General features: G+C 62.8%; 20 protein-coding genes. 9 read left to right on the plus strand and 11 right to left on the minus strand.

The genetic code is table 11. The annotated features are described in order from the left end of the window. Positions 1 to 30: 30 nt before the first annotated feature. The 9 genes from HX824_RS02240 to HX824_RS02280 form a co-directional block, all read right to left on the minus strand. Positions 31 to 903, minus strand: a complete 873-nt coding sequence (locus tag HX824_RS02240; RefSeq protein ID WP_177054082.1) for a sulfurtransferase — start codon at positions 901 to 903, stop codon at positions 31 to 33. Then, a complete protein-coding gene (locus HX824_RS02245) occupies positions 900 to 2018 on the minus strand; it encodes a phosphotransferase (protein WP_177054083.1) in 1119 nt (372 codons plus the stop codon). Before HX824_RS02245 ends, HX824_RS02240 begins: the two co-directional genes overlap by 4 nt. After that, the gene (locus HX824_RS02250) at positions 2015 to 2935 is read right to left on the minus strand and encodes an ABC transporter substrate-binding protein (protein ID WP_177009725.1); all 921 of its coding nucleotides are present in this window, start codon (positions 2933 to 2935) and stop codon (positions 2015 to 2017) included. The genes HX824_RS02245 and HX824_RS02250 overlap by 4 nt, the downstream gene beginning before the upstream one ends. 147 nt (positions 2936 to 3082) lie before the next feature. After that, positions 3083 to 3475 (minus strand): Rid family hydrolase, encoded by a 393-nt coding sequence (locus HX824_RS02255; RefSeq protein WP_003208292.1) that lies wholly within the window; start codon positions 3473 to 3475, stop codon positions 3083 to 3085. 8 nt (positions 3476 to 3483) lie between these two features. Further along, positions 3484 to 4833 (minus strand): MFS transporter, encoded by a 1350-nt coding sequence (locus tag HX824_RS02260; protein ID WP_008433139.1) that lies wholly within the window; start codon positions 4831 to 4833, stop codon positions 3484 to 3486. Positions 4834 to 4924: 91 nt separating this feature from the next. Further along, complete coding sequence (locus HX824_RS02265; protein ID WP_032899103.1) at positions 4925 to 5638, minus strand: SDR family NAD(P)-dependent oxidoreductase; 714 nt, start codon at positions 5636 to 5638, stop codon at positions 4925 to 4927. A gap of 13 nt (positions 5639 to 5651) precedes the next feature. Beyond that, a complete protein-coding gene (locus tag HX824_RS02270; protein WP_102369480.1) occupies positions 5652 to 6935 on the minus strand; it encodes an NAD(P)/FAD-dependent oxidoreductase in 1284 nt (427 codons plus the stop codon). Between the two features lie 111 nt (positions 6936 to 7046). Further along, positions 7047 to 7973, minus strand: a complete 927-nt coding sequence (locus HX824_RS02275) for a LysR family transcriptional regulator (RefSeq protein ID WP_003208286.1) — start codon at positions 7971 to 7973, stop codon at positions 7047 to 7049. A 59-nt stretch (positions 7974 to 8032) separates the two neighbouring features. Continuing rightward, on the minus strand, positions 8033 to 9238 hold the full coding sequence (locus HX824_RS02280; protein WP_087692545.1) for a DUF1835 domain-containing protein: 1206 nt from the start codon (positions 9236 to 9238) through the stop codon (positions 8033 to 8035). Between the two features lie 193 nt (positions 9239 to 9431). Between HX824_RS02280 and HX824_RS02285 the strand changes: the two genes are divergently transcribed. From HX824_RS02285 to fetB, 3 genes are all read left to right on the plus strand, one after another. Then, positions 9432 to 9896 (plus strand): metallophosphoesterase family protein, encoded by a 465-nt coding sequence (locus tag HX824_RS02285; RefSeq protein ID WP_003208282.1) that lies wholly within the window; start codon positions 9432 to 9434, stop codon positions 9894 to 9896. Between the two features lie 214 nt (positions 9897 to 10110). After that, positions 10111 to 10788, plus strand: a complete 678-nt coding sequence (locus HX824_RS02290; protein WP_003208280.1) for an ATP-binding cassette domain-containing protein — start codon at positions 10111 to 10113, stop codon at positions 10786 to 10788. Further along, positions 10785 to 11579, plus strand: a complete 795-nt coding sequence (fetB, locus tag HX824_RS02295; RefSeq protein WP_003208279.1) for an iron export ABC transporter permease subunit FetB — start codon at positions 10785 to 10787, stop codon at positions 11577 to 11579. The genes HX824_RS02290 and fetB overlap by 4 nt, the downstream gene beginning before the upstream one ends. A 61-nt stretch (positions 11580 to 11640) precedes the next feature. Here fetB and HX824_RS02300 read toward each other — a convergent pair whose 3' ends face one another. Both HX824_RS02300 and HX824_RS02305 read right to left on the minus strand, forming a co-directional pair. Then, entirely contained in the window at positions 11641 to 12687 is a 1047-nt protein-coding gene (locus HX824_RS02300; RefSeq protein ID WP_177054084.1) for an L-idonate 5-dehydrogenase, read from the minus strand. A 13-nt stretch (positions 12688 to 12700) separates the two neighbouring features. Then, positions 12701 to 13474 carry a glucose 1-dehydrogenase gene (locus HX824_RS02305; protein WP_087692542.1) on the minus strand — a complete coding sequence of 258 codons (774 nt, stop codon included), beginning with the start codon at positions 13472 to 13474 and terminating at the stop codon, positions 12701 to 12703. A gap of 191 nt (positions 13475 to 13665) precedes the next feature. On the opposite strand from HX824_RS02305, the gene HX824_RS02310 reads away from it, so the two are divergent. The 6 genes from HX824_RS02310 (at position 13666) to HX824_RS02335 (ending at position 19710) form a co-directional block, all read left to right on the plus strand. Continuing rightward, positions 13666 to 14538 (plus strand): LysR family transcriptional regulator, encoded by an 873-nt coding sequence (locus HX824_RS02310; protein WP_003208273.1) that lies wholly within the window; start codon positions 13666 to 13668, stop codon positions 14536 to 14538. 125 nt (positions 14539 to 14663) lie between these two features. Then, complete coding sequence (locus tag HX824_RS02315; RefSeq protein WP_003208271.1) at positions 14664 to 15284, plus strand: glutathione S-transferase family protein; 621 nt, start codon at positions 14664 to 14666, stop codon at positions 15282 to 15284. 167 nt (positions 15285 to 15451) lie between these two features. Then, entirely contained in the window at positions 15452 to 16369 is a 918-nt protein-coding gene (locus tag HX824_RS02320) for a LysR family transcriptional regulator (protein WP_003208270.1), read from the plus strand. Then, positions 16369 to 17268 (plus strand): LysR family transcriptional regulator, encoded by a 900-nt coding sequence (locus HX824_RS02325; protein WP_177054085.1) that lies wholly within the window; start codon positions 16369 to 16371, stop codon positions 17266 to 17268. The genes HX824_RS02320 and HX824_RS02325 overlap by 1 nt, the downstream gene beginning before the upstream one ends. A gap of 2 nt (positions 17269 to 17270) precedes the next feature. After that, a complete protein-coding gene (locus tag HX824_RS02330; protein WP_102605959.1) occupies positions 17271 to 18236 on the plus strand; it encodes a pyridoxamine 5'-phosphate oxidase family protein in 966 nt (321 codons plus the stop codon). A 133-nt stretch (positions 18237 to 18369) separates the two neighbouring features. Beyond that, on the plus strand, positions 18370 to 19710 hold the full coding sequence (locus HX824_RS02335) for a sorbosone dehydrogenase family protein (protein WP_177054086.1): 1341 nt from the start codon (positions 18370 to 18372) through the stop codon (positions 19708 to 19710). The last annotated feature ends 48 nt before the right edge of the window (positions 19711 to 19758 follow it).

Genomic DNA, 19758 nt, shown 5'->3' on the forward strand with positions numbered 1-19758 from the left:
ATTAAAAAGCCGGGGTCGCCGCAAAAGGCGTCAGGCCGGAGCTGCTCCGGTAGTCATTGGTAAGCGTGCGTCGGCGGCCCATTCCTGCAGCGAGCCGTCGTAGAGTGCGAGGTCCTGGCGACCCAGCAGGGTCAGGGCCAGGGCGTTGGCCGCCGCGGAAATTCCGCCGCCGCAGTACAGAATCAATGGACCGTCGCTGTGCAGCAGCGTGGGTCCGATAGCCACGGCCAGGGCGTCCTTGGGCAGGTAGCGACCGTGTGCATCAAACAGCGTGCGTGCCGGCAGGTTGTGGCTGCCGGGAATGTACCCGCGCCGGGCGTAGCGGGTGGCTGCGGTGCCGTCGAACAAGGCGCTGCCCAACGCGCAGACGAGTACGCCGGGTGCTTGGCCTGCGGCCACCGCCTCAACGCCTGCGCGGTCGATCCACAGTGGTGCGTAGGTGCTGATCGGCCAGGGTTCGACGACGGGTGTGTTTGCAGGCTGCCCGCTGTGCTGCGGTAACCCCGCCCGTTGCCAGGCGTTGAAACCACCGTCCAGCACGCCGGCGTGAATGCCCAGCCCGCGCAGCATCCACCACAGGCGTGCGGCCCAGAAACCGTCGGCGCGATCGTAGATCACCACGTTGCTGTCGGCGCCTGCACCCAGATTCGCCAGTGCCTGAATCAGGGCTTGTGGTGTTGGCAGGGCGAAGCTGTAGCTCGCTTGAACGTCGGCCAGATCGGTCAGCAAGTCGGCATGCCGTGCGCCGGGGATATGTGCGTGCAGCCAACCGGCATGACCGCTGGCGACCCGGTAATCACCGTCAAAACGCGGGGATGGCAGGACGACGGTGGCGTCCAGTATCACCAGCCCGGGCTCCCCGAGGTGGGCATGCAGCCAATCGGTATCGACCAGGATACTCATACGGATTTTCGCCGCAGGTGGTTGAGCAATCGTTGCCCCTGGGCACCGGCAAACCACTGCAGATGGCCCAGCAGGTAGGCGTGATAGGCCACGTCGGCACTGCGGGTGGAACCCACTACGCCTTGGTAGTACGCGATTTCGGACAGGGCAAAATCCACATGCACCAACGGCAGCAGGGCGCTCAGGGTGTGCAGGTCCTGGGCGCTCAATGGCCGGCCCCGGTGATAGCCGGTGAGCAATGCGTCGACGCTGTCGAGGTCCGCTGCTGCCAGGCCACCGCTGTCCAGGTCCAGCCAGGGCACGGCGTTGCGTTCGATGGCGGTCGCCAGGTCGTAGAGGGCGAAGGTGCGGTCGGCGAGGCCGAAGTCCAGCACGCTGGCGACGTTGCCGTCTGCATGCCACAGCAGGTTCGAGGCGTGCCAGTCGTTATGGGTCCAGAGCGCCGGTTGTTGGTGCAGCAAGGGTTGCAGGGGCGCGTGCCAGGGCAACAGCAGCTCGGTCAGCCGTGTGTGCCAATCCTTGTCGGCGAGGTACTCGGTCAGCGCCGGGGTATTGGCGATCGCGGCCAGTGGCGCGGGTTGTTCGATCACCCGGGCATTGGCCAGCAGCACTTCTGTTTGACGGCGGGGTGCGCTGTAGTGCTCGGCTGCGATGTGCAATCGAGCCAGCGCCACACCCGCCGCCTGCGCATGTTGAGTGCTTTGGAAGGGCGACCACGACAGCGCATCGCGGTACAGGTCAAGGCCCTCGGCGACATGGTGAATCTCGTAGGTCCATTCACCTTGCGTCGTGGCCGTTGCACCGTGGCGGTTCGGCACCACTGCGGCAACCGGTGCGCCGTGGCGATGCAGGTGGGCGATCAGGCGGTGTTCTTCTTCCAGCCATGCGGCTTGGCGCACGTGTCGGTGATGCCGTTTGACGAACAGGGTGGCGCTGCCGGTATTGATCAGCCCGGCAGCGGAGAACGGTCGCGGGCTGTGCCAATGCAAACTGCGCAGTTGACCCAGTTGCGGGTACTCGTGCAGCAACTGTTGGATATCTGCTTCGTGCAGCGCTGGCCAGTCGGCAGCTACCGGATCAAGCCCCAGGCCATGGGCGGTGCGTTGTGGATTCATGCCGTCGCCCCGGGCAGATAGGCGTTGCTGGTTGCCCCTTGCCACACCTGCGGATTGTCGAGCACCGCGTGCTCGTGCAGCCACTCGGCATAAGGTTTCAGCAGCGCCTGGCGTTGCTCGCCCCAACGACCGTCATGCAGCCAGGTCGGAGCGATTTTGTGCAGGGATGCGCTGAGCAATTCCGCCGGGAAATACGGTGTGGTGTGCTCATAGGCCGCCAGCGCGATGGCTGGCTCTTCGGCCACGGCGAGATAGCCACGGGCGGTGGCCGCGAGGAAATCACGCACCAACCCGGGCTGCTCGGCGAGGGTTTGTTCGTGGGCGCCCAACAGGTAGCTGTGATACGCCGGTGCGCCAATCTGATCCACCGGCAACACCACCCGGCGTTCCGCTTCGATGGGGCTGTGCATCAACGCTTCCCAGGCCCAGTAGCCGCCGAAACTGGCATCGGCGATGCCTTCGGCCAACTGTTCGGGCCGCAACTCACGTACGCCGCTGTCCACCAGGATCACGCCATCAGGGTCGCCACCGTCGTTGCTCACAAGGTGACGCACCATCGCCAAACCCCGTGGCGTGGGGTTGAGCGCCAGGCGCTTGCCCACCAGGTCTCGTGGGCGGCGGATGCCGGAGTCGGTCAGGGTTTGAATCGACTCAAGGCCCGCATGATTGATCGCCGCGATGCCTTGCAGGGCTTGCCCCTGGCCGCGCCGGACCAGCAGGCGGTTGCTGGGGAAAATGCCGAAGTCCGCCGCGCCGGTCAGCAGGTGCTCAAGGGTGTCGCCACGGTAGGGGTCGTGCACCACCAACTCCACATCCAGGCCCAGCTCGGCGAACCAGCCGCGTTCCCGCGCCAGGTACAAACCCGCCGAATTCGGCCAGGGATGAAAGTACTCCAGCATTACCTTTACCGACACCATCGCTTGCTTCTCCAGCCTGCAGTCTTTTGATGGGGGCGATTTATAAGGGAGCAATCTGGTATATACCAATATCGTTTATTGCTATGGATATAACCGGGACCAAAAAAAACCGCGGCCCAAGCCGCGGTTTTTTACTCATCGCCTGGGTCAATCGGCAACGATGGCGTACGTTTCGATTTCGACTTTCTGCCAGGGGCGCAGCATCGAATCCACCTGAATCAGGCTGCTGGCCGGGCGAATGGCGTCGAACACCTCGCTGTGTGCCTTGGCGACGGAGGCGGCATCGTTGATATCCCGCAGGTAGACCACGGTGCGCACTACGTCTTCAGGGCCCATGCCCGCCTCGGCCAACACCTTGTTGACGGTGACGAGAATGGCCTGGGCCTGTTCGTAAGCATTGCTGTGTTCGTAATCGGGTGAGGCGCAGGTGCCGGAGATGTGCAGGTGGTTGCCAACGCGAACGGCGCGGGAATAACCGAACACGTTTTCGTACTGACCGCCCGAGGAAATAGTTTGCCGCGCTGTGGTTTTACTGGTCATGGTGGTTCTCATGTTGGGAGGGGTTTACCGGTGGAGTCCTTGACGAACAGGATCGAAATCAGGCCGACCACGGCACCGCCGATCAGGTACCAGGCGGGAATCATCTGGTTGCCGGTGATCGATATCAGCCAGGTATTGATCAGCGGGGCCGTGCCTCCGAACAGCGAGACCGCGACGTTGTAGCTCAAGGCGAGGGCGCTGTAGCGCACGCGGGCCTTGAACAGCGAAGTCATGGTGGCCGGCATCGCTCCTTCAAAAAACAACTGGGCGAGGGTCAGGATCAGCAGGGCGGCCAGCAGCAACCCGACACTCTGGGTATGCAGCAGCATGAAGCAGGGGAACGCCATGACGATCAGCAGCACGCAGCCGGTAATGATCATCCGGTTCCGGCCCAGTCGGTCGGCCAGCAAGCCTGAAACCGGGATCAACACCAGCATGAACAGCGTCGCGGCCATCCCCAGGTTCCTGGCGAACGTATTGCTGTACCCGAGTACGTTTTCCAGATAACCCGGGATGTACCCGAGGATGATGTAGTAGGTCACGTTGAACACGGTGACCAGGCCCATGCATTGCAGGATTTTCGGCCATTCGTTGACCAGTAAGCTGAACAGGCTGGGTTCGGCGCCCGTCGCCTTTCGCAGTTTTTCGTTGGCCTGGATTTCCTTGAACACTGGTGTTTCTTCCAGGCCAAGGCGCAAGTAGAGGGCGATCAGGCCGAGCAGGCCGCCAATCGCAAAGGGCACGCGCCAGCCCCAATCCTGCATGGCTTGTTCGCCCAGGCCCAGGGTAAACAGGCTGACCACTGCACCGCCCAGCAGGAACCCGGAGATATTGCCGAATTCCAGCCAACTGGTGAAAAAGCTGCGTCGCTCGTCCGGCGAATGCTCGGCGATGAACGTGCAGGAACCGCCGTACTCGCCACCCGCCGACAGGCCCTGGAGCAGACGCATGAGAATCAACAGGACGGGCGCAAACAGGCCGATGCTCGCGTAACTCGGGATCAAGGCAATGGCGAAGGTTGCGACGGCCATCAGCGTGATGCTCAGCGACAGCGCCGTGCGCCGGCCAAACTTGTCGCCAATGGGACCGAACACCAGGCTGCCCAGTGGCCGAATCAGGAAGCCCGCCGCGAAGGTGGCGTAGATCGCCATCAACTGGGTGGTCGGGTTGTCGTTGTGGAAGAACGTCTTGCCGATGATGCCGGCGAGAGAGGAGTAGAGCGCAAAGTCGAACCATTCGACCATATTTCCCAGTGTCACGCCGACGACCGCTTTGGTCAGCCGTTTGCGTGAGGGTTCAGCCGATGCACGGTCGGCGGGAAACCCTTGATGAATCGAGGAAGCGTGAACTTCGCCCATGATATTGCCCTCTGGAATAATTGTAGTGAGGCAGCAGTCAATTGGGAGTGGCAGGCCCACGTCTGATGCGCGGGGCCTGCGGAGGCTGGGGTCATCGCATATACACGCCCCCGGCGATGCACAATGATTCGCCTGTTATGTAGGAGGGTTTGGCGCTCAGTTGCCAGACCCATTCGGCGATTTCTTCGACCCGCGCGGCGCGTTTCAAGGGGATCGATTCGATGGCGGCCTCGATGCGCCCGCCGGCACGGGTGCCTTCGGTATCCACCCAGCCCGGGGCCAGTGCGTTGACCACAATATTGTCGCCGGCCAGTTCGATGGCCAGGGAGCGGGTCATCGACACCACAGCAGCCTTGGAGGCGCTGTAGAGCAACTGGTTTTTCGACACGGTGAACGCATCCACCGAGGCGAAGAACACGATAGCGCCTCCGCCGGCGGCTTTCAGGTGACGGGTGCCGATACGTGCGATGTTCAGTGAGCCCAGCACGTTGATGTCGAATATCTTGCGGTACAGCGCTTCGCTGAAGCTATCCAGGGATGACGTGGGAAAGACCCCCGCCGCATTCACTACGGCTCGCAGCGGTGCCTTGCCGTCCAGGGCGGCATCGAGGGTACGGGCCAGTGTGGCTTCCTGGGTGATGTCGCCGACCACTGGCGAAAAAAAGGGGCTCGCCGGCTGTGTGCTGGGTGTTACGTCCACAGCGACGACGTGCCAGCCTTCAGCCTGAAAGCGCTGTGCGACGGCCTGGCCCATGCCCGAGGAAGTCCCGGTGACGATAACGCTGGAGTGCGGTGCAGTGTTCATAAGGGCTATCCGATCAGGCGTATTGAGGAAGAGGGGTGCCGGGTTGCAGAGCCAGTTCCAGCACATCCAGTTGGCGCTGGGTGTCCTGGTAGTTGCTCAGCCATTCGCGCTTGACGATATCGATGCGTGAGTCGGCCGGCTGCAACTGGGCAAACTTCGCCGCCAGGCCTTGCATGCCACGCTCGCGCAGGGTGAGAAAGCGCATCACTAGCCGGGTCTGCTCGCAATACACCGGCCATTGCGGGCCACGTGGGGCGCCCAGGCCGATGTAGAACAGGCCTTCCAGGTTGGTCGGCAAGGTCATCGCGGCGGTACGCAGCGGAACACCGTCGCGCCATTGCAGCAGGCGTTCATCGAGGAACGGCAGGCGCGTGTTGAAACCGGTAGCCCAGACGATGGTGTCGTAATCGACCTGGCTGCCATCGGTGAACGTGACAGTCTTGCCCTGGATGCTCTCGATACCCGGTGCGACCTTGATTCGGCCGTGCTGGATCCAGTACAGCAGCAAGGTGTTGACCACCGGCGGTTGCGCATCCAGGTCGTAGGTATCCGGTGCCGGTAGCCCGGGGTAATTCTTGTGGGTGCCGACGCTGGCCATGATCAGCATGTTCATGAGCATGTTCTGCTGTTCTGGCGGCAATTGCCCCAGCAGCGGCAGCTCGCCCCGGGGCAGGCCGAACAGGGTCTTGGGCTGGAACAGCTGGCCGCGTCGGATCGCAATGGTGGTGTCCAGGCGAGCCTGGGCGGCATCCACTGCGAGGTCGCATCCGGAGTTGCCAAACCCCACCACCAGCACCTTGCCTTGCACCTGCTGCACGTTGCGGTATTCGCCGGAGTGAATCGACACGCCGGTGAACCCCTTGCTTACTTGCGGGATCTTGCAATCCCACAGGTGACCGTTGGCCACCAGCACGCCGCTGTAGTGTTTGTGGGTGCCGTCTGCCAGGGTCACCTGCCAGCCCGCTTCGCCGTTCTCGTCCAGGGGCTTCAGGCTGCGCACTTCGGTGTTGAAGGTGATCTTTTCGCGCAGCCCGAAGGTGTCGGTGTAGGCGTTCATGTACGCCTTGACCTGATCGCGGCTCGGGTACACCGGATAGTCAGCGGGCATCGGGAACCCGTCAAAGAAGGAACTGCTCTTGGGGGTGATCAGGTGCAAGGCATCGTAGTCGCTGTTCCAGTGACCGCCGATGTTCGCGGACTTTTCGAAGCAGTCCACCTCGAAACCGGCGTCGGTCATGGTCTTCAGCGCCGCCAGCCCTGCGGCCCCGGCACCAATGATGCAGTAGTGATTGGACATGCTGGCTCCCCATTCAAGCGCCTGTTGTGGCGTCGCTGGCTGGAGTATCCCGCTCGGCAAGAGGTGGATGAATGGGCTAAGTCATGTGTTTCCTATAGGTGATCCCTATGGCTAGAGCGTCTCCAGGTGCGCATACAGGTTCTGGATGCGGCTCAAGTGGCTGCGCATCAGGTTGATCAGCACCCGGGTGGGCGGCGAAATAGGCGTGTCGTGGCGATGGATAAAGCCGAATACCTCGAAGATCGCCGGGCTGATCGGCACCCAGCCCAAGCGATCATTGAAGCCCAGCTGATGCAGGATCGGGCGCGTGGCAATCACATCGCCGAGCCCGCGCGCAGCCAGCTCGAAGCCGGTGATCTGGTGCTCCACTTCGATGATCGGGTCCAGCACCTCGCCGCCCTTGGACGCCAATTGCCCCAACAACCGGCGAATCGGATCGGCGGTGCGCCAGCGCGCCTCGGTGAGAATCAACGGTGCCACCGCCAGGTCGCTGATGGTTTTCGGGCCCTTGAGTCGCTCCGGGTCGGCACTGATATAGCCGACCTGGGCCGACCAGACCGGCTCGCTGACGGTCAGGTTCTGCTGCTTGATCGGCAGCATCACCAGCCCCGCTTCAATTTCGCCCTGGCTCACCAGCTCGGCGATTTCCGAGGAGTTGTAGCCGACGATCTTGATCCGCATATCCGGGTGCTGGGTGCGGAACTGCTCGATCAGGTCTGTGAGGAAATAGTGGTGGGCGGTGCCGAAGGTGCCAAAACTGGCCACGCCACCGGACAGTTCACGCACAGCCTGCACCGCTTCATAGCCCTGGCGTGCTGACGTCACCATGCCTTGTGCAAACGGCTGCAGGCGGCGTCCGGCTTCGGTGAGCATCAGTCGGCGATTGGTGCGGATGAACACGTGGGTACCCAGGTGCTCCTCCAGCCGCAGGATCTGCTCGGACAATGAGGGTTGGGAAATATGCAGGCTTTCCGCCGCCTTGGAGAACGTACCGTGCTCGATGGCGGCGAGAAAGTAGTTGAGCTGTTGTAAGGTCATCGCGCTGAACCGTTACCTGTTTGGCTCAACATGACACAGATCAAAGCTGTCGCGAAGAATCAATCACGCCACACGGGCATGCCATGTTCGTCAATTGTCCAGTGCGGGTGGCGCGGTCGCAGGCAGACGCCACCTACCCAGCGTTCTTCCGTTGCATGATCCGGCCAGTAGGCTGCGCCGTTCAGAACCTGGCGACCCAGCGCAGTCAGCGCCAACACCCGCTGCGGCCATTGCAATTGGGCCCCGGACTCGATCAACAGCGGATTCTCGCCATCGATCAACGGCCGCATCAGCGCATGAAACATCATGTCTCCCAGGTACGGCAGCGGTTCACGCTTGCCCATCAGCTCGGCGAACACCCGGCCAAACGGCACCGGCCCGGCTTCATCCACGTATTGCAGGGACAGGCGCTCGGTCAGGGACAAACCGTCCTGCACACCTGGTAACTCCTGCAACTGTCGGCGCAATGCCGGGGCCAGGAAGGGCAGGGAGGTGGAGCTACTCCGGGCCAGTTCCGCCAGCTTGATCGGCGAGCTGGCGCAATACGCCAGCCAGGCCTGTCGCGCCAGTTGCAGCATGTCCTCGTCGACCTGTCGGCGCTGCGGCCACAGCCACGCCAATACTTCAGGCGCCAGTTGGCCGATGCCGATAAAACGCTGCACGCCGGGGATACGATCGACTTCGATCAACTCCAGTTTTTCAGGCAGATGCTCAAGCCCAGCCAGCGCGCGAATCAGGAACAACTGATCGTACGCATCCGCCTCACACCACAACACGCTGTGGCCGGCGCTGCCCAGTTGTTCAAGATGGTGATATTCGTCCGCATGCCGGCGCGCCACTTCGGCCTCATCCATGGCAAACACCTGGCTGATATAGCGGCTGCGAACGGCCTGGTATTGCTCGGCAGGCAAGTCCTGCACCGGGCCCATGCACAATGGGTCAATCAGCATCCGGAAGCGGCCCTTGAACCCCGCCACGCCCAGGCTGTGGGCGATATCGTTGCCGCAGCGCCAGTGGGTGGTGCGGGCTTCATCGCTGGCGTCGAAACCTGGATGGCGGGCGGCAAAATCCACCGCATCGACGTGGGCCTTGAGCTTGGGCCAGCTGGGAAAACCGAGTTCCTTGGCGATCGACCATTGGGCATCGGATAAGGTCGGGGTTGCGGCGGCATCGGCGCTTTTCAGGCGCTGCAAAAGTTCCTTGGCGCGCTTGCGCTGCTGCTCAAGGTTGATACGGCCGTTAGTGGACGAGAATGATTGCGACATACGATCTCCTTGTACAAACCTTGTCCGCTTTAAGGTTGGGAGTCGTAGAAATGTGATATTCAGTCAAGGTCTTGGGCGCAGCCCTTTCCGCGGATGGTGGCGTAGATGGCGCCAGGCGGGAAATATAGGCAGTGCAATGATTGATTGCAAGCCGCCCGGTGGATCGCGCCGGGGTTTTGCACAGGAGACGTTCATGAAAGTTGGTGTGATTTCCGATACCCACGGCTTGCTCCGCGCCGAGGCCCTGGCGGCCCTGGAAGGGTGCGAGCAGATTGTTCACGCCGGGGACATCGGTAGCCCGGAGATCCTTGAGTTGCTGGCCTCGATTGCGCCATTGCATGTGGTGCGCGGCAATAACGACCTCGATGCCGCGTGGGCAGAGCATTTGGCTGACCGGCTGGATTTTGACTTGAACGGCTGGCGGGCGTTGCTGGTGCATGACATTGCCGATGTGCCGAAGGAGCTTGATCCGGGCATCCGGCTGGTGATCACTGGCCACTCTCACAAACCATTGATCGAGTGGCACGGCGAGCGGCTGTTTCTCAACCCTGGCAGTGCAGGGCGGCGACGTTTCAAGTTGCCGGTGACCCTGGCGTTGCTTGAGGTGCGCGAGAAATCCATCAAGCCGCGCCTGGTGTCGCTGGAGCCCAAGCGCTGAAGAACGCTGAGGCGAGGGGGCTTGCTGTGGCGAGGGAGCTTGCTCCCGCTGGGCTGCGCAGCAGCCCCAAGAAATTAACGGTGTTTTTTCAGGTGTATCGCAGTGGCTTTATTGGGGCCGCTTCGCCGCCCAGCGGGAGCAAGCTCCCTCGCCACGGGGGACGTGCCCTGTCTTACCATTTGCGTCTGAATCAGGAACAAGGATCATCAACGCCATGAGCGTATTAGTCGAAACCCGGGCGCTCACGCGGATGGACGAGCGCCGCCAGCTGCAACTGCTGCAGCCCACGAACTTCCAGCTGCACCGCGCCGACCGCCTATCCATCACCGGTTCATCCGGCTCCGGCAAAAGTGTATTCCTTCGGGCACTCGCCTTGCTCGACGCGCCGACCTCAGGGGATATCCTCTGGAACGGGCAGCCCATCGCCAACGCGCAAGTCCCGCAGTATCGCAGCCGCATCAGCTACCTTTCCCAACGCCCGGCGCTGATCGAAGGCACGGTGGAAGACAACTTGCGTTTCCCCTACAGCCTCAAGGCCTTGCATCACCTGAGTTTCGACCCGCAGGCGGTCAAGGCGCTGCTGGCCCACGCGGGCAAGGAATCGGGTTTTCTGGCAAAAAATGCCGGGGATTTATCCGGTGGTGAGTCCCAGGTGGTGTCACTGATCCGTACCCTGCAACTCAATCCCGATGTGCTGTTGCTGGACGAACCTACCGCCGCTCTCGACCCGGCATCGTCCGGGGAGGTCGAGGCGTTGATCAGTGCCTGGGCCGAAGCGGATAGCGCTCACGCTTATATCTGGGTGTCCCACGACCTTGAGCAGGCGCAACGCATGAGCACCACCCATTTGCATATGGACGCCGGCGTGCTGACGGGGGCCGTGCAGCCATGAATTATCACGACCTCACAGCACTGGACATGGCCATCGCCGCCTCGCTGATCCTGATCAACGGTGCGCTGTCGCTGTTGTTGCGGCTGGGGCTGGAGCGTCAGCTGTTCTGGGCGGCTGTGCGCACGGTGGTGCAGTTGTTGGCGATCGGTTACCTGCTGGGCTGGGTCTTTGAATTTGCCTACTGGTATGTGGTGCTGCCGCTGATGTGCCTGATGACTCTGATCGCCGGGCTCTCGGCTGCCGGGCGTGGGAAGCGGACCTATGCGGGGCAGCGGGCCGACAGTATTGTGTCGGTGTGGGGCAGTTCCTGGTTGGTGACGGCTGTTGGCCTGTTCGCGATTATCCGGATTCACCCGTGGTACGAGCCGCAGTATGCGATTCCGATCCTTGGGATGATTCTGGGTAATACGCTTACCGGGGTGTCTCTGGGGATTGAGCGTATGACTCAGGAGCTGACCTCCGGTCGCAATACCATCGAGATGATTCTGGCCCTCGGTGGTTCACGCTGGGAGGCGGCGCAGGATGCGATTCGCCAGGCTGTGCGGGCCGGGATGATTCCGACGCTGAACCAGATGACGGTGGTGGGGATTGTGAGCTTGCCGGGGATGATGACTGGCCAGGTGCTGGCCGGGGAAAGTCCGGTGGACGCGGTGCGTTATCAGATTGTGATTATGTTTTTGATCGCTGCGTCGTCGGCGTTGGGCACGGTAGGTGCGGTGTTGCTGACCTACCGTCGACTGTTTTCAGCCAGCCATCGTTTCCTGCGGTTCAGGCTCGAAGAGCGGGTGTAGCGCAGGCGCTATCGGATCCCCAAAATGCACCGCAACCCTGTGGGAGCTGTCGAGATCCGGTTCAATCACCCACACCAAAATCCAGCAACACCTTCATCGCCTGGCTCTTGTCCGCCGCCAGTTCAAACGCCTGCACCGCCTCGCTGAACGGCACGGTGTGGGAGATCACCGGACGCACATCAATCACCTGGCGATTGAGCAAATCCACCGCCTGGGCAAACTCCGAATGGAAGCGGAAGGTGCCCCGCAAGTCGATCTCCCTGCTCACCAGCATATTCAACGGCAGCGAGACCTCGCCACCCAGACCGACCGTCACCAGCACGCTGCGCGGGGTCATGCACTCCAGGCCGTTGCGCAGGGCCTGGACGCTGCCGGAGACTTCGAACATCACGTCGAAGTAGCCTTTTTCGGCGGTATACCGCTTCAACGCGTCGGCGTCTTCCGCCAGGTTATGAGTACGGCTGGCGCCCATTTTTTCGGCGCAGGCCAAGGGCCCGGCGGACAGGTCCACCGCAACAATTTCCCCCGCGCCCGCTGCCCGCAGGCTGCCGATCAACAGGTTGCCGATGGGCCCGCACCCGGTGACCAATACCCGTTTGCCGAACACCACCCCGGCACGCTGGATGGCATGCAAACCCACAGACAACGGTTCAGCCATTGCACCCTCGGCAAGGCTCACATGATCGGCCAGCAGATGCGCCTGGTGCGTTTCGATCACCAGGCTTTGTTGAAACGCACCCTGCACGTGAGGGAAGGGCATCGCGCTGCCGTAGAAACGCATGTTCAGGCAATGGTTCGGCAGCCCTTGATGGCAATAATGGCAACCCCCGCAAGGCCGCGACGGCGAGACCGACAAGCGTTGGCCAATCTTGAACGGCCCGTCTTCACGGCCTACCGCCTCGATCACCGCCGATACTTCGTGGCCGAGCACCATCGGCTCGCGCAACCGCACGGTGCCGAAGCCGCCGTGCTGGTAGTAATGCAGGTCCGAGCCGCAGATCCCGCCCCGGGCAATGCGCACCCGCAGTTGGTCGGGCGTCAGTGCCTGGGGTTCGGTTTGCGGTTCTACCCGCAGGTCTTTCGAGGCATGGCAGACAATCGCGTGCATGAAATTCTCCAGGTTACAGCGAGGCGGTGATGCCACCGTCCACGTACAGGATATGACCGTTGACGAAACTTGCCGCGTCGCTGGCAAGGAAAACCGCAGCGCCCGCCAGTTCGGCGACGTCACCCCAGCGCCGGCTCGGTGTGCGCTGCACCAGCCAGTCGCTGAATTCGGGGTTGGCCACCAGGTTGGCGTTCAGTTCGGTCTTGAAATAGCCGGGGCCGATGCCATTGACCGTCAGCCCGTGGGGGCCCCAGTCGATGGCCATGCCTTTGGTGAGCATTTTCAGCGCACCTTTGCTGGCGGCATACGGGGCGATGCCCGGGCGCCCCAGTTCGCTTTGCACCGAGCAGATATTGATGATGCGCCCCCGCTTGCGCGGGATCATCGCCCGGGCCACGGCCTGGCCGACCAGGAAGGCGCTGTCCAGGTTGGTGCTCATCAACTCGCGCCAGTGGGTTTCGCTGTAGTCCTCCAGCGGCCCGCGACGTTGCATGCCCGCGTTGTTGACGAGGATGTCCAGCGGGCCCAGGCGCTCTTCGATCTCCGCCACGGCGGCCAACACCGCCGCGCCGTCGGTGACATCGAACGCCTGGGTGTGCACCTCCAGGCCTTCCGCCGCCAGCAACGCGGCACTGTCACGCAAGGTGCTGCGGTTGCGCCCGTTGAGCACTACCCGTGCGCCAGCCTGGGCCAGGCCACGGGCGATGGCCAGGCCGATGCCGGCGCTGGAGCCGGTGATCAAGGCCAGGCGGCCATCGAGGCGGAAACTGTCTAAAACACGCTGCATGGGGCGATCTCCGAAGACTGAGACAGGTGATCAACACTATCAATCCGAGTGCGGGGCGCCGCTCTCATTGTTATACGTCAAACCCTGTCATATCGTGCATCACGGGCTTTACTTCAGCGCAGCCCGGGCCCGGCGTCCAATTTTCATTTGTGATGGGGTGATCAATAATCGTGATAACCGGAGCCAACCTGATGGAACTCAAGCACCTGCGCGCCTTTGTCGTGCTCGCCCAGGAACTGCATTTCGGCCGGGCGGCCGCGCAGTTGTCGATCGTGCAACCGGCGCTGAGCATGCAGATCAAACTGCTCGAAAGCGGCCTGGGCGTGCGCCTGCTCGACCGCAACCGGCACTCGGTCACACTGACGGAAGCCGGGCGGGTGTTTCTGCCGGAAGCCCTCGCCACCCTGCACCAGGCTGCCCGCGCCGCCGATGCCGCCCGGGCTTCGAACCGCGGGGAGATCGGCCGGGTGCGCCTGGGATTTGTCTCGTCGGTATTGCCGCAATTGCTGCCCGGGTTGATTCGTGCGGTGCACCAGCGCTACCCGCGAATTGAACTGGAGCTCAAGGACATGCCCGGCCCGGATCAGGCGGCTGCGTTGAAAAACGGCCAGCTGGATTTCGGCCTGATGCGTTTGCCGGCGGCCTATCCCGGCGTGCAGACCCTTGAGGTGCTGCAGGAAAGCTTCGTGGTCGCCTTGCCCGGCGAGCATCCGTTGGCGACCCAGGAAACCATTCAGCCGACGGACTTGCTCAAGGTGCCGGTGTTCATCCTGGCCCGGCGTTATGCACCGGGTTTCTACGATGAATTCGTGCAGGCGATGGGCGTGCCGCTGGAGATCGCCTCCGAACTCGGCGAGTTCACCACCATGCTGGCGCTGGTCTCGGCCGGGCTGGGTGTGGGTGTGTTGCCGCTGCAGGCGGCCCGGGCGCTGCCGGCCAATTGCGTGTCCAGGCACCTGGCGTTGGGGGCGTTCCGGGCCAGGACCGGCCTGGCGTGGACCGAGCTCGACAGCCCGGTGAAAACCACCCTGTTCAACCTGATCGACGAGTTGTTTGGCGATTGATTGTTTCATCCGGTGAAATGCTGGATTGTAAAAACTGGCTATTCTGCTGCGTGCCGTAGCGGTGGAACATAAGCGTTATCGACCCGATCACCGGGTCGAGTCCCTGGCACATCGCGGAGCCCGTCATGATCAAACTGTACCGTTACCCCTTGTCTGGCCATTCCCACCGGGTTGAGTTGATGCTGTCGCTGCTGGGCGTGCCCGCTGAGCGGGTGCACGTCGATCTGAAGCAAGGCGCGCACAAAACCCCTGAGTTCCTGGCCACCCTCAACAGCTTCGGCCAGGTGCCGGTGATCGATGATAACGGCGTGGTGCTGGCGGACTCCAACGCGATCCTGGTGTACCTCGCCGGCCAATATGGCACCGCCCAGTGGCTGCCGACCGAGCCTTTGGCCCAGGCCCGTGTGCAGCGTTGGCTCTCGGCTGCGGCAGGACCACTGCACACCGGGCCGGCTGCGGCGCGATTGATCACTGTGTTCGGTGCCGCGCTGGATGCCGAGGCGACCATCAGCCGCTCCCACGCATTCCTCAAAGTGGTAGAGCACCAGTTGGAGCAGAGCCGTTTTCTCACCGGTGACCTGCCGACAATTGCCGATATCGCGCACTACACCTACATCGCCCATGCGCCGGAGGGGAATGTCGCGCTGGACGACTATCCGCAGGTTCGCGCCTGGCTGGGCAGTATCGAGGCGCTGCCGGGTTTTATCGGTATGCAACGCACGGCTGTGGGCTTGGCCAAGGCTTGAAGATTTTTGTGGCGAGGGAGCTTGCTCCCGCTGGACCGGGTTGGCGCGCCAGTGCGCAGCGCTCCCAGGATTTTGGGGCCGCTACGCAGCCCGGCGGGAGCAAGCTCCCTCGCCACCACAGCTGCGAAGCCACTGGGCTGGTGTACTCCATTCGATTAAGGGGACTCATGGACCGTTTCCAGGAAATGCAGATTTTCCTCGCCGTCGCCGAAGAACAGGGCTTTGCCGCGGCGGCCCGGCGCCTGAATATCTCGCCCCCCAGCGTGACCCGCGCGATTGCCGCGATGGAGGCGCGTATTGGCACCCAGTTGCTTTCGCGCACCACCCGCAGCCTGCACCTGAGCGAGGCCGGCCAGCGTTACCTGGACGATTGCCGGCGCATCCTCGCGGAGTTGACTGAGGCCGAAGAAGCGGCAGCAGGCAGCTTCTCGATCCCGTGGGGGCACCTGACGGTCACCGCGCCGGTGTTGTTCGGCGAGTTGTTCGTCGCGCCAATCCTGGGGGAGTACCTGGACCTGTTTGCCCAGGTCAGCATCAACGCCTTGCTGGTGGACCGTGTGGTCAACATGACCGATGAAGGCGTCGATGTGGCCGTGCGCATCGGGCATTTGCAGGAACCCGGCCAGCAGGCGATCAAGGTCGGCGAGGTGCGTCGCGTAGTGTGCGCGGCGCCGGCTTACCTTGAGCGGCACCGGCCACTGCACCCCGGGCAACTGCGTGAGGCGAAGATTGTCACGTCGTCTTCCAGCCAGTTGGTCAGCGAATGGCAGTTCAGGGAAGGCGGCCAGCCGTTGAGCGTGGCCGTTGAGCCGCGCCTGGTAGTCACCGCCAACAACGCGGCGATCAACCTCGCGCGCCTGGGCTGGGGCGTCACACGGGTGTTGTCTTATCAGGTGGCCAGCGATGTGCGTGCAGGCGCACTGGAGATCATCCTGCAAGACTTCGAACCGCCGGCCTTGCCGATCCATGTGGTGTTCCAGAACAACGCCCGGGTACCGGCGAAGGTCAACACGTTCGTGGATTTTCTGGTCAGCCGGCTGGGGCAGGATGCTGCGCTCAACCCATCGATGCAGCGGCCGGCCTGATGGACCGTTATCGCGACATGCAGATCTTCCAGGCGCTGTCCCGGCAGCCGAGCCTGTCCGCGGCTGCCCGTTGCCTGGGCATCTCGGGGCCCACTGTGATCCGCGCGATTGACCGGCTGGAGACGCGCTTGCGGGTGCCATTGGTACAGCGCAGCACCCGGGGCATTCGCCTCACCGAAGCCGGGGCGACGTTCATGGCCGACTGTTCGCGGATCCTTGACGGCGTGAGCGCCGCCGAAGCATCTGCCCAGGGTGCGCACGCGCAGGCCGAGGGAAACCTGCGGGTGTTTTTTCCGTTGCTGTTCAGCCGTTATGTGATGGCGCCGCTGTTGGCCGGCTACCTGGAGCGCTATCCCGGAGTCCGCCTGTTTGCCCATTACCACGATCATTATCCGAACCTGAATGAAGACGGCCTGGACGTGGCAGTCCTGGTGGGGGAACTGCCCGGTTCATCCCTGATTGCCCGGCCCGTGGGCCATGTGCGCAACATCGTCTGCGCCAGCCCCGGCTATCTGCAAAGCCATGGCGAACCGATGCAACCGGAGGCGCTCAAGGAGCATCGGCTGGTCGCCAGCCAGGCGTATTCGAATTGGGTGCAGTGGGATTTCCAGGGCGCCAGCATCAAGGCCCGGGCGCGTCTCGGTTGCTCCACGGTGCAGGGCGCGATCAATGCGGCGGTGCAGGGCGCAGGGTTGATCCGGTGCTTGAGCTACCCGGTGCACGAGCACCTGGCGAGCGGGCAACTGTGTCGAGTATTGCAGGCCCATGAACCGCCGCCGCTGCCGGTGCATGTGGTCTACCGCGAAGGGCGCAACGCTTCGATGCGGGTGCGCAGTTTTGTCGATTTCAGCGTGGCGGCATTGCGTGAACATCCGGCGTTTCATTCACCGAGGGCTTGATCATGAATCACCAGGACGCGTCCCCCGTTTCGCCATGGCATGCCGGCGAGCGGCAGTTGCAGCAAAGTGCCGGCGTGGCCGAGCGCATGGAGGTGATCGGCGCAAAGGTGATACGGGATCACTTGCCGGAGCAGCATCGAGCGTTTTATGAGTTGTTGCCCTATCTGGTCGTGGGGGCCGTGGATGAGCAGGGGCTGCCCTGGGCCACGCTGCTGGAGGGCACGCCGGGGTTTGCGTATTCGCCGGACCCCTACAGCTTGCGTATCGACAGCCTGCCTGCGGAGAGTGACCCCGCCGGGAGCGGGCTGAAACAAGGCGCGTCGGTCGGGCTGTTGGGCATTGACCTGAATACGCGGCGGCGTAATCGCATGAACGGGGTTATCGGGGCTGCCGGCGTCGACGGATTTACCGTGGCGGTGGTGCACACGTTTGGAAATTGCCCGAAGTACATCCAGTTGCGTGCGGTGGATCCGGGTGCCCGGGGGCAGCGCGCTGCGGGAGGAATTGTGCGGCGCGCGAACTCGCTCGATGACGCTGACCGGGCGCTGATTCGCAGCGCTGATACGTTTTTCGTCGCCAGCTATGTGGACCTGGAAGGAGATGCGGCCAAGCGTTCGGTGGACGTTTCACATCGAGGCGGCAACAGTGGGTTTGTGCGGTTGGAGGGAGAGGTGCTGACGATTCCCGATTTTACCGGCAACTCGTTTTTCAACACCTTGGGCAATGTGCAGGTCAACCCGGTTGCGGGCTTGCTGTTTGTGGATTTTGCTACGGGTGATGTGTTGCAGGTGGCCGGGCGGGCCGAGGTGATTCTTGAAGGAGATGAAGTGGCCACGTTCGAGGGGGCTGAGCGGTTGTGGAAGGTGACCGTGGAACACGTGGTCCGAAGGGATGCGGCGCTGGCGCTGCGTTGGCAGTTCGAGGGGTTTTCTCCCTACAGCCTGGCGTTGGGGCCGTGGAAAGCCTGAGAGTGCTGCCGAGCCACTCGTGCGACTGAGTTAAAACTCAATTGCGCGGTAGGCGGTGTTTGGTGTCGGGGAATGACGCGATACTCCGTCGGGTTTTTGCCTGCCCAATAAAGGGCTGTCCCGAGGTTTCCCAATGAATGCACCAAGCCGCCTTGCGCTGCTGATCACCGCCACGGCTGCCCTCAGCGCCTGTGGCGATTCCTCCAAACTGCCGTTTCAGGCCGGTGTGGGGCCAAGCCCGCAACTGCCCGAACCCACTGCATCACTGATCCCGACACTCAAGGTTTCCAAGGCTGTCGGCTGGCCCGGTAATGCCCAGCCAACGGCGCCCGATGGGTTCACGGTAACGGCGTTGGCCGCGGACCTTGACCATCCGCGCTGGGTGTACACCTTGCCCAATGGCGACGTGCTGGTAGCCGAGAGTAACCATCCGCCCATGCCTGAAGGTGCCACGGACGGCGGCACGGGTTTGCTCGCCTGGGCGCGTCGTACCGCGATGGGGTTTGTGATGGGGCGGGTCGGTGCCGATACGCCGAGCGCCGACCGGATCACGCTGCTGCGGGACGCCGACGGTGATGGGCGTGCCGAGGTGAAGAGTGAGTTTCTCGGTGGGCTGACGTCGCCGTTTGGCATGGCGTTGGTGGGGGATGAGTTGTATATCGGCAATGCCGATGCGGTGGTCAAGGTGCCTTATGTTCGGGGCCAGACTCACATCGATGCCGTGCCGGTGAAGGTCACTGATCTGCCGGCCGGGATCAATCATCACTGGACCAAAAACGTCCTGGCCAATCCTGAGGGTACCAAGCTTTATGTGACCGTCGGGTCCAACAGCAATGTGGGTGAGAATGGGCTTGAGGCCGAGGAAGGGCGTGCTGCGATCTGGGAGTTGGATCTTGCCAGTGGGCAGAAGCGTCTGTTCGCCAGTGGGTTGCGCAATCCCAATGGGCTGGCGTGGAAACCCGGCTCTACGCAGTTGTGGACGGTGGTCAACGAGCGCGACGAGATCGGCAGCGATCTGGTGCCGGATTACCTGACGTCGGTGCGGGACGGCGCGTTCTACGGTTGGCCGTGGAGTTATTACGGGGCTCACGTTGACAGCCGGGTGCAGCCGCCGCGTCCGGACAAGGTCGCCCAGGCGATTGCACCGGACTACGCGCTGGGGACTCACGTTGCGCCGTTGGGCCTGACTTTTTCCGATGCGCGGGGGATGCCAGCGGTGTTTGCCGATGGGGTATTTGTGGGGGAGCATGGATCCTGGAACCGTAATCCGCAGGCGGGGTACAAGGTGGTGTTTATTCCGTTCCGGGACGGAAAGCCGTCGGGTGTGCCTGTTGATTTCCTGACTGGGTTTTTAAATGGTGATGGAGAGGCTCAGGGGCGTCCGGTGGGTGTAGCGTTGGACGGCCAGGGCGCGTTGCTGGTGGCGGATGATGTGGGGAACAAGGTATGGCGGGTGGCACGGGTAAGGCCTTAGGGTTTTGCTCTTACAGCGGCTCACGGTCCAAAGCCTGCGTTCGGCCAG

The sequence above is a fragment of the Pseudomonas sp. D4002 genome (assembly GCF_013385665.1).
Taxonomy (GTDB): Bacteria; Pseudomonadota; Gammaproteobacteria; order Pseudomonadales; family Pseudomonadaceae; genus Aquipseudomonas.

Excerpts from the sequence above, each read along its gene's own strand:
- HX824_RS02240 (WP_177054082.1), bottom strand. The coding sequence starts at position 903 with ATGAGTATCCTGGTCGATACCGATTGGCTGCATGCCCACCTCGGGGAG.
- HX824_RS02245 (WP_177054083.1), bottom strand. The coding sequence starts at position 2,018 with ATGAATCCACAACGCACCGCCCATGGCCTGGGGCTTGATCCGGTAGCT.
- HX824_RS02250 (WP_177009725.1), bottom strand. The coding sequence starts at position 2,935 with ATGGTGTCGGTAAAGGTAATGCTGGAGTACTTTCATCCCTGGCCGAAT.
- HX824_RS02255 (WP_003208292.1), bottom strand. The coding sequence starts at position 3,475 with ATGACCAGTAAAACCACAGCGCGGCAAACTATTTCCTCGGGCGGTCAG.
- HX824_RS02260 (WP_008433139.1), bottom strand. The coding sequence starts at position 4,833 with ATGGGCGAAGTTCACGCTTCCTCGATTCATCAAGGGTTTCCCGCCGAC.
- HX824_RS02265 (WP_032899103.1), bottom strand. The coding sequence starts at position 5,638 with ATGAACACTGCACCGCACTCCAGCGTTATCGTCACCGGGACTTCCTCG.
- HX824_RS02270 (WP_102369480.1), bottom strand. The coding sequence starts at position 6,935 with ATGTCCAATCACTACTGCATCATTGGTGCCGGGGCCGCAGGGCTGGCG.
- HX824_RS02275 (WP_003208286.1), bottom strand. The coding sequence starts at position 7,973 with ATGACCTTACAACAGCTCAACTACTTTCTCGCCGCCATCGAGCACGGT.
- HX824_RS02280 (WP_087692545.1), bottom strand. The coding sequence starts at position 9,238 with ATGTCGCAATCATTCTCGTCCACTAACGGCCGTATCAACCTTGAGCAG.
- HX824_RS02285 (WP_003208282.1), top strand. The coding sequence starts at position 9,432 with ATGAAAGTTGGTGTGATTTCCGATACCCACGGCTTGCTCCGCGCCGAG.
- HX824_RS02290 (WP_003208280.1), top strand. The coding sequence starts at position 10,111 with ATGAGCGTATTAGTCGAAACCCGGGCGCTCACGCGGATGGACGAGCGC.
- fetB (WP_003208279.1), top strand. The coding sequence starts at position 10,785 with ATGAATTATCACGACCTCACAGCACTGGACATGGCCATCGCCGCCTCG.
- HX824_RS02300 (WP_177054084.1), bottom strand. The coding sequence starts at position 12,687 with ATGCACGCGATTGTCTGCCATGCCTCGAAAGACCTGCGGGTAGAACCG.
- HX824_RS02305 (WP_087692542.1), bottom strand. The coding sequence starts at position 13,474 with ATGCAGCGTGTTTTAGACAGTTTCCGCCTCGATGGCCGCCTGGCCTTG.
- HX824_RS02310 (WP_003208273.1), top strand. The coding sequence starts at position 13,666 with ATGGAACTCAAGCACCTGCGCGCCTTTGTCGTGCTCGCCCAGGAACTG.
- HX824_RS02315 (WP_003208271.1), top strand. The coding sequence starts at position 14,664 with ATGATCAAACTGTACCGTTACCCCTTGTCTGGCCATTCCCACCGGGTT.
- HX824_RS02320 (WP_003208270.1), top strand. The coding sequence starts at position 15,452 with ATGGACCGTTTCCAGGAAATGCAGATTTTCCTCGCCGTCGCCGAAGAA.
- HX824_RS02325 (WP_177054085.1), top strand. The coding sequence starts at position 16,369 with ATGGACCGTTATCGCGACATGCAGATCTTCCAGGCGCTGTCCCGGCAG.
- HX824_RS02330 (WP_102605959.1), top strand. The coding sequence starts at position 17,271 with ATGAATCACCAGGACGCGTCCCCCGTTTCGCCATGGCATGCCGGCGAG.
- HX824_RS02335 (WP_177054086.1), top strand. The coding sequence starts at position 18,370 with ATGAATGCACCAAGCCGCCTTGCGCTGCTGATCACCGCCACGGCTGCC.